The sequence below is a fragment of the Parendozoicomonas sp. 209JJ7-1 genome (genome assembly GCF_058147085.1).
The window spans coordinates 69,493-82,712 of record NZ_JBYVJU010000014.1; the positions used below are offsets into that span (position 1 = coordinate 69,493).

12 protein-coding genes are annotated in these 13,220 nt (G+C 48.4%); 5 read left to right on the plus strand and 7 right to left on the minus strand.

Going from position 1 to position 13,220, the window contains the following annotated elements; genetic code table 11:
• Positions 1–30 precede the first annotated feature (30 nt).
• Positions 31–1,734: a type IV-A pilus assembly ATPase PilB gene (gene pilB / locus ACY2RQ_RS14510; protein ID WP_490113700.1), complete on the minus strand. Its 1,704-nt coding sequence runs from the start codon at positions 1,732–1,734 to the stop codon at positions 31–33.
• 78 nt (positions 1,735–1,812) lie between these two features.
• Positions 1,813–2,250 (minus strand): hypothetical protein, encoded by a 438-nt coding sequence (locus ACY2RQ_RS14515; RefSeq protein WP_490113701.1) that lies wholly within the window; start codon positions 2,248–2,250, stop codon positions 1,813–1,815.
• A gap of 240 nt (positions 2,251–2,490) precedes the next feature.
• Here ACY2RQ_RS14515 and ACY2RQ_RS14520 point away from each other — a divergent pair, with 240 nt between their 5' ends.
• The 3 genes from ACY2RQ_RS14520 (at position 2,491) to ACY2RQ_RS14530 (ending at position 5,317) form a co-directional block, all read left to right on the plus strand.
• Positions 2,491–2,937 (plus strand): pilin, encoded by a 447-nt coding sequence (locus tag ACY2RQ_RS14520; protein ID WP_490113702.1) that lies wholly within the window; start codon positions 2,491–2,493, stop codon positions 2,935–2,937.
• Between the two features lie 287 nt (positions 2,938–3,224).
• Entirely contained in the window at positions 3,225–4,820 is a 1,596-nt protein-coding gene (locus ACY2RQ_RS14525) for an O-antigen ligase family protein (RefSeq protein WP_490113703.1), read from the plus strand.
• 50 nt (positions 4,821–4,870) lie between these two features.
• The gene (locus tag ACY2RQ_RS14530) at positions 4,871–5,317 is read left to right on the plus strand and encodes a pilin (RefSeq protein ID WP_490113704.1); all 447 of its coding nucleotides are present in this window, start codon (positions 4,871–4,873) and stop codon (positions 5,315–5,317) included.
• Here ACY2RQ_RS14530 and ACY2RQ_RS14535 read toward each other — a convergent pair.
• The 5 genes from ACY2RQ_RS14535 to ACY2RQ_RS14555 form a co-directional block, all read right to left on the minus strand.
• Positions 5,314–6,990, minus strand: coding sequence for a helix-hairpin-helix domain-containing protein (locus ACY2RQ_RS14535; RefSeq protein WP_490113705.1), 1,677 nt, complete (start codon positions 6,988–6,990; stop codon positions 5,314–5,316). The genes ACY2RQ_RS14530 and ACY2RQ_RS14535 overlap by 4 nt on opposite strands.
• An 83-nt stretch (positions 6,991–7,073) precedes the next feature.
• Positions 7,074–8,093 carry a UDP-glucose 4-epimerase GalE gene (galE, locus tag ACY2RQ_RS14540; RefSeq protein WP_490113706.1) on the minus strand — a complete coding sequence of 340 codons (1,020 nt, stop codon included), beginning with the start codon at positions 8,091–8,093 and terminating at the stop codon, positions 7,074–7,076.
• Between the two features lie 42 nt (positions 8,094–8,135).
• Positions 8,136–8,990, minus strand: coding sequence for a carboxylating nicotinate-nucleotide diphosphorylase (gene nadC, locus ACY2RQ_RS14545; RefSeq protein ID WP_490113707.1), 855 nt, complete (start codon positions 8,988–8,990; stop codon positions 8,136–8,138).
• Between the two features lie 40 nt (positions 8,991–9,030).
• Complete coding sequence (locus ACY2RQ_RS14550) at positions 9,031–11,064, minus strand: ATP-binding protein (protein ID WP_490113708.1); 2,034 nt, start codon at positions 11,062–11,064, stop codon at positions 9,031–9,033.
• Positions 11,065–11,193: 129 nt separating this feature from the next.
• Positions 11,194–12,117: a ketopantoate reductase family protein gene (locus ACY2RQ_RS14555; RefSeq protein ID WP_490113709.1), complete on the minus strand. Its 924-nt coding sequence runs from the start codon at positions 12,115–12,117 to the stop codon at positions 11,194–11,196.
• 195 nt (positions 12,118–12,312) lie between these two features.
• On the opposite strand from ACY2RQ_RS14555, the gene ACY2RQ_RS14560 reads away from it, so the two are divergent.
• The gene (locus ACY2RQ_RS14560) at positions 12,313–12,522 is read left to right on the plus strand and encodes a dodecin (protein WP_490113710.1); all 210 of its coding nucleotides are present in this window, start codon (positions 12,313–12,315) and stop codon (positions 12,520–12,522) included.
• Positions 12,523–12,610: 88 nt separating this feature from the next.
• Positions 12,611–13,093, plus strand: coding sequence for a YajQ family cyclic di-GMP-binding protein (locus ACY2RQ_RS14565; protein WP_490113711.1), 483 nt, complete (start codon positions 12,611–12,613; stop codon positions 13,091–13,093).
• Positions 13,094–13,220: the final 127 nt, after the last annotated feature.

Sequence of the window (13,220 nt, forward strand, 5' to 3'; positions counted from 1 at the left end):
CCTCTGTTGGAAGTGCACTCTATGGCGTATTTAATCGAGAGTTACCCGGTTCACTTCCTCAAGGCTGGTGACACCTTGTAGAGCTTTTAAAAGACCGGACTGGCGCAGATTTTTAAAGCCCTCTTTGGCGGCCTGGTCAGCAATCTGAATAGAATTCCCTTCTTCCATAATAATCCGCTGCAGACCGGGGGTAATTTCCACAACTTCATAAATACCTACCCGGCCTTTATAACCTTTGTTGCACTTATCGCAGCCTTTGGGTTCATGGCCGTAAATCACAGCGCTTTCGGCCTGCTCTTCTGTAAACCCCTGTTCAAGGAGCGCTTCAATTGGAATATTGAGCTTCTTTTTACAGTTGGAACAAAGCCGGCGGGCCAGACGCTGGGCGATAATCAGGTTAACTGAAGTGGCAAGGTTGAAGGAGGCCACACCCATATTCAGCATACGGGTCAGGGTTTCTGCGGCACTGTTGGTATGCAGGGTAGACATCACCATATGGCCGGTCTGTGCGGCCTTGATGGCGATATTTGCGGTTTCCAGATCTCGGATCTCACCCACCATGATGATATCCGGGTCCTGACGGAGGAATGCCCGCAGAGCCTGGGAAAAATCCATGCCCTGTTTGGGGTTTACGTTCACCTGATTGATACCTTCAAGGTTGATTTCCACAGGGTCTTCCGCTGTGGAAATATTTCTCTCAATGGTGTTCAGGATATTAAGACCGGTATAAAGGGAAACGGTTTTACCGGAACCGGTTGGCCCGGTGACCAGGATCATGCCCTGGGGTTGCTCCAGGGCTTTCAGGTACATCTGCTTCTGATGATCTTCATAGCCAAGGGCATCAATACCCATCTTGGCGCTGGAGGGATCAAGAATACGAAGTACAATTTTTTCACCCCAGAGAGTTGGCAGGGTGTTAACCCGGAAGTCGATAGCCTTGGTTTTGGACAGCTTCATTTTAATCCGGCCATCCTGGGGCTTACGTCTTTCGGAGATGTCCATAGACGACATGATCTTCAAACGGGATGATATTTTGGGAGCCAGGCCAATAGGGGGCTGGGCGGCAACCTGCATCACACCATCAATCCGAAAGCGAACCCTGTAGGATTTTTCATAGGGCTCGAAGTGCAGATCCGAAGCCCCCAGCTTGATGGCCGAGAGAAGCATTTTGTTGACAAACTTAACAACGGGGGCATCATCAGCGTCGCTGGAGACTTCGTCATCGCCATCCTCATCAACAGGCTCTACATCAAGACCATCCAGTTCTTCGTCGTCAAGATCCCCAAGGTTCTGATCTGCGGCATCCAGAAGTTTATCGATAGCTTTGGTTAGCTTGTTTTCTTCAACCAGAATGGTCTCGATATTGAGTCCACTGTTAAAGCGAACCTCATCTATGGATTTTTCATTGGTTGGATCTGAAACACCTACAAACAGGCGGTTTCCCCGCTTGAACAGAGGGAAGCAGCGGTGCTGGCGAATCAGTTTTTCTTTAATGGCTGTTTTGGGGACATGTTCAAAATCGAGGGTATCAATATCAAACAGTGGAATGCCAAACAGTTCAGAGTTGGTTTTGGCAATGGCGTAACTGTCAACCAGCGCGTTTTCAACAATATAAGTAATAAACGGTGTTTTTTCGCTTTTTGCTGTTTTTACAGCATCTTCCGCGGCCTGTTGGTCTAACAGGCCATCGGCAACCAGTTTTCTTGCCAGCCCGGGCAGGGGGATCTCAGCCATGTTGTTGTGTTTTCCGGGTTGATTTTTGAGAAATCATACATTCAAGGAACTGTAATGGCTATGCGGGAATGCTTTAGGTCATTGGACCTCTTCAAGTAGCATACTGTGCTGCTTCAGTTTGGGATTGATCACCCCTTCTACCCGGAGAAGCTGCATGACCTGACCGTTCTGATAGTTACCCTGGTAGTAAAGGTCTATGGGAAGATGCCCTGAAGAGAAAAAACGCTTTAGGTCGATTGTCCAGTTAATCAGTGTATGTGTCTGGTAAGGACCGAGCTGGTCAGAGGCCAGTTCCCGGTAATAGCCTGAGTAATCTTGTAGAACAGTCATTTGAGGGGTCATCAGGGTGAATGGTACCTGCTGATTTTCAGTGACAGACCGCATTGCCAGAACTGCAAGGCTTTCATGGGAGTCTTTGATCTTCCCAAGGCCGTACAAGGCTGTCAGGGTTGAGATAAGGCTATAAAGACCGAAGCGGGTGATAGAAATTGTCAGTTTGTTTCTTATCAGGCGCATTATTTTGTGTCGGTAATGGGCATTACTTAAATCTCGTTCTTGATAGTGAATAGCTGAAATAACTAATCAGAATTAAATATTTATTTTTTACTTCGTTATGGGTGACCTTCTCTTTATTTAACTAGTTAAAGAAATATCGAAAACAGGCGAAAGACGTTTTAGAAATGAACCGGCTTTCTGGCCTGGCCTTTGCCGGTTATTAAGGTGAGTCTGGCAACATCGTATTTCAGGGAGAGAACGATGAGAGTAACTCAAGGAAGAAAGCAACAGGGTTTCACCCTGATCGAACTGATGATTGTTGTAGCAATCATTGGAATCCTGGCAGCGGTGGCAATTCCTGCCTATCAGGATTACACCAAGCGGGCCCATGTTTCGGAAGGGTTGAATCTGGCGGCGGGGGTTAAGGCTGCGGTAGCTGAATATTACTCATCCGAAGGTGTATTTCCTTCCACTAATTCATTAGCTGGAGTGGCTGCTTCTATCAGTGGGAACTCTGTAACAAGTGTTAACATAGGTGCGGGTGGAGTTATCACTATTACCTATAATGAAAAAGTTGAAACTGGAGATACGTTGATTTTAGAGCCTTCGGCAAGTGATGGAGCTATTCAGTGGTGGTGTAAAGATTCCCAAACAACAACAGATGGAACACTTGATCAAAAATATAGGCCTGCAAACTGTCGTGGTTGATAATTATGCCTGGTTTTTTTTTGTTAAACAGGGATTGTATTAATCCCTGTTTTTTATTTTTCTTACAAAGCGTCACCCTTCTTTTTTGGAAAACCTTTCCCCCATTAATCCAACTTTCAGCAGCTGTTCTGCTGCTTGCCGCAACAGGAAGATGCATTAAGACCTTCAGAGAATACGATGGTATTGGTATTGCCTGCGGTTGTGTTTTACTTTTCATTTATGGGCATATTCTTTATTCCGTTGAATCCAGCGCGGTGAGTAATGGTTTATTGCTGGCTTCCGGACCCTTGCTTTATCTTTTATTAAAAGGCAGCCGCCTGGTAAGAGGAGGCTGGCAGGCTACACAAACGCTTACTGTTTCTTTAATTGTTGTGTCCGCTCTATGGGCTGTTGTGCAGTATCTGGATGATTTTGAACGGGTAGCTGGTTCCGTTATTGATGCCAATGTATTTACGGCTGTGGCTTATATCGGCAGCTTTTTATTGCTTAGTCGCCCTGCTGCAGGTGTGTTTATCTGGATTGTGCAGTTCCTTTTGCTGTTTGCTTTGTTCGCAACATTTTCCCGTAGCGGTATTGGTGCCTGGTGGCTGGGGTTGATGGGTTTTGGGTTTATTGCCTGGCGACTGAAAGGTTTTTCTCGGCGGCGGTTGGTAATTTATGGATTTGTTTCTTTAGTCGCTTATCTGGCAGTAAAAGGTGTTCCTTTGCTGGCGGGATATGAGCCTGTTACCCGGGATTTTCATGACCTGAAAAACCTCAACCAGCGCTGGCCTATGTGGTTATCCACCTGGGAGTTAATTAAACAGTCCCCCTGGCTGGGCAGTGGTTTTGGTTCTTTTCAATTGCTTTATCCATCAGTAAGAAGTGAATTTTCCAGCGCAGGGTTAGTGGCCCATAATGATTATCTTCAGCTTCTTCAGGAAGGTGGGCTGGCTATTTTTATTCCTTTTTTTGCCTGGCTGGGGTTACATCTTTACTGGTTGTTCCGAGTGTTGTTAAAACATGGAAAAGGTGAGCGGCGTCGTATTGAGCTGGCTTCACTGTTGATTATTAACCTGGCGCTGTTCGCCCATGCCATCCTGAACTTTATTTTTTACAGCTTTTACCTGAACTGTGTTGCCTGGTTGCTGTTTGCCCGCATCTGCTGGCTGGCAGCTCGATGCCGGTTAATAAAGATGCCCCGCAGAGTTCACTATGGCCGCAGCCTGTCGGCCCTGTTCGGTGTCATTTTACTGCTTGTGTGTGGACGCCTGATCGTAATAGAAAGCGCAAATGCCATTTACAGCAGTTATGAAAATAAACCCGCTGTTTTCACTATGGTGGCCAATAATGATGATGTTTTGCAATGGTTTTTGAGGGTTGATCCGGCCAGTGCTCCGGCTTCTGAGGTTTATATCCGTAAATTACTCTATATGCTGCCTCTGCTGCCGGAAGCCCAGAGAAAAGTTGCTTTTGATGCAGCCTGGGAGCAGGTGTCTCTGGTTCAAAGAGAGCGCCCCCTGTTGCCTGTATTCCATACTTTGGCCGGGGATCTGCTTGCGAAAGGATATCGGTTGAAAATAGGCGGTGTGCCAGATGCTGCCAGGTATCACTGGCAATATGCCTTGCAGGTGAACCCAGGTTATATAACGGCATATTTACGTCTTGCCAAAGATATGGAGGAGAAAGAGGGGGCAGATGTGGCCCTGGCCTATCTGATGGGAAAACAACTGAGGTGGCTGAATATTACTTCCTGGCCAAGGGCAGAACCCTACTGGCAGGAAGTTGTCCGGCTGGCCGATAAAACCGGTGCTGATTATGGTGATAAAATCCGGTTATTGATAAAAAACAGCCGAAACAAGGTTGAAAACCTTTCTCCTCTGCGTCGTTACTATAAAGGTTAACCGGGCAAGGTCGATGATTCCGCCATAGGAATGTTTCAGGAGAGCGTCTGATGGTTGGCCGGGGTTATACCTTGATTGAGGTGATGATTGTTGTTGGGTTGATTGGTATTCTTGCCGCTATGGCTATCCCCGTTTATAAGAGCTATACAACACGGGCAAAGGTTACTGAAATCCTTGCTATTGCTACGGAAGTTAAAACTTCAGTCTCTAACTGTATTCAATCCCGTGGAAATCTCACAGATTGCAGCTCTGCAAATGCTGATGTCGATGAGGCGGCCGTTGCGGGAAGAAGCAATTATATAACCCAAATCAGGGTTGAACAGGGCGTTATTGGTATTCGCCCTGACTGGGGTGAGCTTGGTGATTCCTCCGTTGATGGCTTTATACTTTTCCGGCCGGCTTTGGCGGGGAGTACCACCTGGACCTGCCAGTATATGGATGTTCTGCCATCAATTATTGAGTATCTGCCAGCAAGCTGCAGAAACCTCTCGCCTTAACCTGGCTCTTCTGTTGCAGGAGCCAGCTCTTTAATGACCTGTCTGACCTCTTGCAGTTGCAGATATTGATATATGGCTTGAGCTTCTCTTTCTGAGACGTTTAACCAGTTCCTGATCTGGTTCATATCAGCTTTTAAAATATTTCTCCAGCTACCAGCTTTTTCTGCAAGCCGTTCTGAACGTTTGCGCCCTACCTCCGGTATTCCCAAAGCCCGCACTCCTTTTTGCAGGGGTAATGCTGACCTGTTGAATCCCTGTATTGTTCTCTCTGTACTATATGAAACAGGGAGATGGAATATATCTGCCAGCTGTTGTATATGACCCTTTGCAATTAATCCCTCAAACTCTGGCTGGCTAAAATCAGACAGGTTCAGTCCGGAAAAACCTGTGAGCCATTTTAACCGGGATATAAACTGTTCCCGGCATAAAGGCGATATGGTCAGGCAGGTGAAGCCATTGTATCGGTCGGGATCGGGAAGCTTTGGAATTGTTCGAGAGTCTGGCTTAAAAACCACTTTGTTCAGCACAGGTATTGCAGACCCTTTCAGACTAAGGCTGATACTGTCTCCGATAGCGATATCCAGTGTTGTAAAGTATGCAATGGGGCCTGCGCTTACACTGCTGACATTAATGCCCTGCAGTTGAACAGGATTAATATCCAGTAGAATTGTTATCTGGCCAGTACGGCCAATTGTCCAGCGAATATTGGACACTTGGGTTACTATTGTTTTCGGTGGAAACTTCCAGGCCAGTGCCCAGTAAGGTGTTCCGTCAAGATGACCCATGCGTTTTCGTATGGCGCTGTTGTTGATTTTAAGAACGATGCCATCCAGGGAATGATGGCCTTGATTGTGCGTTTTTTCGTATCTGGTTCTTAACTGGCTGATCTCATCAAGGCTTTTGACTGTATGGGAATAACGGTCGGTATTGCTGAAACCCCACTGTTGTAGTTTCTGCAGGTCTGCTGTCAGGGAGCCAAGGGGGCTGTTGGCCCAGTACCATGGAAAGAACTGTAACTGTGCCAGTTCATGAATGGGTGGCTCTTTGCGATTGAGCAGTCCCGCGACATAGTGTCTTGGCGATGTGCTCTGTTCTGTATAGGGATTCCCGGGTAAAGCGTAAATCTCTCCGTGAATAACGATTTCCTGAAGTACACCGGGAAGAGTTTCAGGGATGGATGGAATGGCCGGTATAAACGGCAAAAGATTTTGGCCGGTTCCTGTTCTCCATTGCCCCCGGGTAAGAGCCTGCACAATTTTGCCTTTGCGATAAACCAGTTCCAGCGCGATACCGTCGATCTTGGGTTGAACAATAACTGTACTTCCAAGCCTTCTGGCATTGTTTAGAAATTCACTGACATCATTTTCATTTCTGGCCTTTTTCAAACTGCCCATTGGAAAACGATGGTGGTTATCCAGTGGTGGTGTTTCTACCGGATTTTTTACCCCAAGGCAGCGGTTTAATTCCCGCTGGCGAAGTACCAGGGCATCATACTCTTCATCTAAAATGGCTGGTGTACCTGCCTCGTAGAGGCGGTTGTATTTCTGGATACTTTCAAGCAGGGACTGGTGCTCCTGTTGAAGCTGCTCCCGGGGGGCGTCAGGGCATTTGGACCATACGGGGAAACTGAATAGAAAGAGGGTCAGTAAGATCAGATGAAAGGCTGTTCGCATAACGGGTATTTCCTGTCATAGGTCTGTGAAGACTTATCGGCAGGAAATATCCATCCGGCAGAGCTTTGCTTGGAAGAGAACGGTTAGCTCTGGTAGCCCCTGGGGTTTGCAGATTGCCAGCGCCAAGTGTCTGTCATCATATCTTCAAGTCCTTTCTCTGCCTGCCAGCCAAGCTCTTTCCGGGCCTTGGCAGGGTCAGCCCAGCAGGAGGCAATATCGCCAGGACGGCGATCAACAAGCTTATAGGGAACCTTCTGACCGGAAGCGGCTTCAAAGGCCGCGATCATCTGCAGAACGCTCTGCCCGTTACCGACTCCCAGGTTCCAGGCATCCAGGCCACAGTTCTCAGTGAGCTTATTGATGGCGCAGACATGCCCCTTGGCCAGATCTATCACATGGATATAGTCACGAACGCCAGTGCCATCAGGAGTATCATAATTACTGCCATAGACGGAAAGTTGCTCCCGAATGCCAATCGCGACCTGACTGATGTAGGGCATAAGATTGTTGGGAATATCATTGGGATCTTCGCCAATCAGGCCGGATGTATGGGCACCCACCGGGTTGAAATAGCGCAGCAGGGCGATATTCCAGCGGTTATCTGAGGTATACAGATCCCCAAGAATTTCCTCAATCATCAGTTTGGAGCGGCCATAGGGATTGGTGGCTGAAAGAGGAAAGTCTTCCCGAATAGGCAGGCTGGCAGGGTCACCATAAACCGTGGCAGAGGAACTGAAGACGATATTAAATACCCCATGAGCAGCCATTTCCTGACAGAGGATGACTGTGCCACTGACATTATTATCGTAATAATCAAGGGGAATGGAACAGGATTCCCCCACAGCCTTCAGGCCGGCAAAATGAATAACCGCTTCAAACTGATATTGAGAGAACAGTTTTCTCAGGGTTTCTCTGTCCCGAATATCTCCTTCAATAAAGATCGTACTGTGTCCGGTAATTTTTTCGACCCTGCGCAGGGCTTCGGGTGAGCTGTTGCTCAGGTTATCCAGTACCACAACATCGAAACCGCTTTCCAGCAGCTCCACGCAGGTATGACTGCCGATATACCCGGCACCACCGGTGACCAGAATGGTTCTTTTCATAATGCAGGTTCCCTGAAATTCTATCCGTGTTCAGACAAAAGTTCACATGCGAACAATGCGCATGGACAGGTCAATGGCCCGACAGTCTTTTGTCAGAGCTCCTATGGAGATGAAGTCTACGCCGGTTTCGGCGATAGGTCTCAGTGTTTCTGAAGTGATGCCCCCGGAAGCTTCCAGTTTGGCCTTGCCATTATTGATGGCAACAGCCTGTCTCATATCATCCAGGGTAAAATTGTCGATCATTATGATATCGGCACCACAGCCCAGGGCATATTGGAGTTCATCCAGGGACTCAACCTCCACTTCCACGGGCTTGTCAGGAGCCAGTTTACGGGCTTCCTGAACGGCTTCAGGAATACCGCCGCAGGCCGCGATATGGTTCTCTTTGATAAGAAAGGCATCGTACAGGCCAATACGATGGTTGTGGCAGCCGCCGGTTCTAACGGCATATTTCTGTGCCTGTCGAAGACCCGGAATGGTTTTTCGGGTGTCCAGAAGTTGTACACCTGTACCTTCTACCATTTGGGCATACCTGTTACAGAGGGTTGCGGTACCGGACAGCAGTTGCAGAAAGTTCAGTGCCGCCCGTTCACCGGTGAGCAGGCTTCTTGCCGGGCCTGTAAGGGTATAAATAGTTGTGTCTGCAAAGACTCTGGCACCTTCTTCCACATGCCAGTTCACAGTGATATTCGGGTCAACCCGTCGGAAAACTTCATCAACCCAGGGGCGACCACAGACCACGAAGTCCTCACGGGTAATGACCCGGGCCTCGCCGATACGGTCTGAGGGAATCAGCTGGGCGGTTATGTCCCCTGAGCCTATATCTTCCGTCAGCGCCTGTCGGACATTTTCTACGACGATGTGTTCAAGTTCAGGCTGCTGCCAGGTAGCCGTCATGGTGAGGTCTCTGTGCGAATTTGACGAAGGCGGAATTATATCAGGGCGGAGTCTGTTCGGGAGCACCGGAAGTCAGGGAAATAATAGAATCTTCCGAGAGCTTCAGGATGATGGTAAATAGAGTGCCGACTCCGGGTGTAGATGTCACTGTAATCGCGCCATGGTGATTATTGGTGATAATAAAGTAGGAGACCGAGAGGCCAAGGCCAGTGCCGGATCCAATATCTTTGGTCGTGTAGAAGGGTTCAAATATACGGCGGCGAATATCTTCCGGCATACCTGTACCATTGTCTTCTACGGTAATAATTGCTTTATCGTCTTCTTTATGAGCGCGAATGGTAATCTGTCCCTGCCACTGTTCTTCTTTCCTGTTATTAATCGCCTGGGCACCATTCTTGAGAAGGTTCAGCAAGACCTGCTGGATTTCATTGGCAATACACGGAACAGGTGGCAGGTCCGGATCAATATCCTGGTGAATGGCAATACGTTTAAAATCAAAACCCTGCTTGAGGTTGAAGTCTGAAGCGGCGATTTCCAGGGTCTGGGATATAAGGTCACCCATGGGTGTTGGCGTAAGAATACGGCTTTCCCGACGGCTGAACTGCAGCATATTGGATACAATATGGGAGGCTCGAACCCCGGCGCTGTGGATATTATCGAGAAATTTATTGATATCCCGTTTGGCCAGATAGGCGTCGATGGTTTCAAGATCCAGGCCTAAATCTCTGGCTGTGGTGATATTGGCGGGAATATCATGGGATACTCGTCGTTTAATATTCTGGATGCTCTGCAGAATCGCTCCCAGAGGATTATTAATCTCGTGGGCCATGCCCGCTGCCAGGCCACCAACAGACATCATCTTCTCAGTTTGAACCATCATCTCCTCAAGCTGGAGGCGGCGGCTGATATCATCCAGACGGATAACCGCTCCGTGCTGGTCAACATCGGTCAGCGGATAGATCATCATATCCATATACTTTTCACCACCGGGAAGAGTCAGTAACAGTTTCTCCAGCTGGACAGCCGATTCGCTGTCCAGAGCTTCCTGAACCTGGTCAAGGCTTGAGACAAGAAACGGCATCACTTCCCCCAGATAGACGCCCATGGCCTGATCATGGTCAATACCAGTGAGAACAGTGGCTTCCCGGTTCCACTGGGCGACGGTCAGCTCTTCATCAACCGCAACCAGGGCCGAGGGCATGGAATCCACAATACTGTTGAGGTGGTGCTGCAGGCGGGTCAGCTGGCGCTCGGTTTCTTTACGGCTGCGGATTTCCTGTTCCAGCTGCTTGTTACTCATGTGGGTTTCGATGGCCAGTGCCTGAGCTTTCAGGCTGGCCTGCTCGGCCTTGTCCCGGGCGGATGTCAGCAGCTGGTCCCGGGCCTCAATACGGCTGAGCATGGTGTTGAAGGTCTGGGCGAGAATACCTATCTCATCGTGGTAGAACTTCTGGGCTCGAGCCCCGTAGTTCTCTTCAATGGATACGGTATTGGCGATACGGATAAGGTGCAGAACAGGTAGAGTAATAAAGCGGCGAATCATTCCGGCGGCCAGGCTGCTGAACAGCAGGATAAATACCAGAATAATAATTACAGAAATGGTCATGCCGGCATAAAAGTCAATAGGAAGGGACGGGTCTGCCTGGATAAAAATAGTGATGGTTTTCCCTGGTTCGGCAGTTATCTTTTTCAGGTAATCCGTTTCCCGAATAATTTTCTCCGGTGCCTGTGGTGGTAGAGGGGTATCCCCATGGTGAGCGAATCCTGTGTACAGAGCACCATCGGGGTTATATATGCCAATAGCGCTGATCTGCGAGTAGTCACTTGCGACATGCAGGATGTTTTCGGCTTCTTCCCTGTTGCTCATCAGGGTGTTCAGCACTGTAGGTTCTGAAAGAATTCGTGAGACAGCCTGAACATTCGCAGGTACAAAGTTATTTCGGGAAACCAGGTAAGCGGAAATAATCAGAACGGAACTGGAAACAATGGCTACCCCAAGCACGACACTGAGCATAACCATAATCAGTTTCCTGCTGATAGGCAGGCGGGATAAATAATCCTGGAATCCGTTCATGGGGTTCTCTTTGCCGCACTCTCTTTGCCGCATTTTGCCGCACTCTCCGAAGAGTCAGCGTGGTTGAAGTGCTGAACTGATGCAAGGGAACACCCAGATTACAACGGCTGTGCTTTGGGGAAAAGCCGGTCAGGTAATTCCTTTGTCGTGTAGTTGCTGCATCAGGTGCCTGTGGCCTTCAGCGGGAATACCATGATGCTGAGCCCGTTGCAGCAGATAGCCATTAATCCATGGCAGCTCCGTAGGGCGGTTCTGGCGTACATCCTGAAGAGTGGAGGAAAAATTTTCGCTGGTTACGGCAAGAACGTGTTTAACCGTTTCCAGTAAACGAGTTGTTTGACAGTACCCGTCTGCGGTGAGTATTTCCTCGGTCTCTCCGCACAGTTGTTCCAGAAATTCCTGGTATTGCGATTGCAGCAGTTTTCCGTTTGGACAGTTATAAAGGGCTGTCAGGCCGTTAATGGCAGAATTCACCGCCAGTTTTTCCTGCAGTTTCTGAGTAATCGTATCTGTATAGCTGACTGTTATGCCCTGCAGAGTTAGCAGTTCGGTTACTGGGGAGTTATGGAATGCCTCCTGGGCTGCCAGATTCATAGGGCCAAGCCATGTGTGCCCGTGGCCTGCCCGGTGAACCTTAAAATGATCTTCCATCCAGGCACCATCGGTTGTTGAACCGGCGAAAACCCGGTGTTGGAAGAAGTGTTCAGTAATTTGCTGCTGGCTGCCCATGCCATTCTGGAGCAGCACAATAGTGCATTGTGGAGCGAGTTTGTTTTTGATCGCTTTGAGTGCATTCAGGGCATCACGGGCTTTGGTTGTGACAATAATGTTTTCAATTGTACCGGCAGATCTTGTGCAGCTTATATTTACAGGAATCTCTTTTGTCAGGTCGTTCTCTGTATAGGTGATGGTGTTTCTTTGGGGGCCGGTCAACCGATTCGGGCGCAGCACTATTGTGCAGAGAATATTATTCAGTGTGAGCTGGCTGGCCCACAGGCAACCTATTGCTCCGGCTCCAAGAATATGCCAGTGGGGAAAAACTGCAGGTAACACTGTCACTCCGGGTTTTGCCAGTGGGGAACACAGGTTACCCGTTGAAGCCGGCAGTTCCAATAATGTCAATGAAAGTGGTGTGCTGAAAAGCTGACTTGAGGCGCTTGAGTTGGAAGGGTGAATTTTCTCCGTCTACCCTGAGAACCATGCGCGGATGTTAAGTTTAGAAAGTACCTGCGTAGTGGAGGTTGGCTTGTGAGTTCTCATGTGTACAAAAAAATTGAACTGGTTGGCAGTTCAACTGTTAGTAGTGATGACGCTGTCCAGAATGCGATAACCAGAGCCTCAGAAACGGTTAATCATCTGGAGTGGTTTGAGGTGGTGGAGCAACGAGGACACATTATTGATGGCAAAGTGGGCCACTATCAAGTGACTGTGAGTGTCGGATTTCGCCTGCATGATTGATTTATGAAAGGCTGTGCCGGTTAATGATATCCGTTAGAATCGTTGGTATTCATAAATGGATAAAATGGAACTTTCCGGAGACTGAACCATGCCTTCATTTGATATAGTATCCGAAGTTGATATGCACGAACTGACCAACGCTGTTGATCAGGCTCAGCGGGAAATCAGTACCCGCTATGACTTCCGTGGTGTTGACGCAAACTTTGAGCATAAGGATGAAGCCATTCTGATGACCGCAGATGCGGATTTCCAGCTGCGCCAGCTGGTGGAAATGCTCCAGGGCAAGATGGTTAAGCGGGGTATTGATATTAAGTGCATGGAGGTCAAAGACCATTATGCCTCCGGTAAACAGGTGAAACAGGAAGCTGTTGTCCGGCAGGGGCTGGATAAAGAGATCAGCAAAAAAATTGTGAAAAAAATCAAGGACAGCAAGCTGAAAGTTCAGGCGGCCATCCAGGGTGAAAAAGTCCGGGTAACCGGCAAGAAGCGCGATGACCTGCAGGCCACAATGGCTCTGTTAAGGGAAGCAGAACTGGATATGCCCCTGCAGTTTGACAACTTTCGGGACTGAATCCGGGACTAAAGAGTTCCGGGACTAATAAAATGTAATGTATTGGAGGCTTCAGTCTCCAATATTATTATTTTTAAAGTGATACTTTAAAATTTCACAGGGAACCTGCCCGTGACGGAACAGCAGC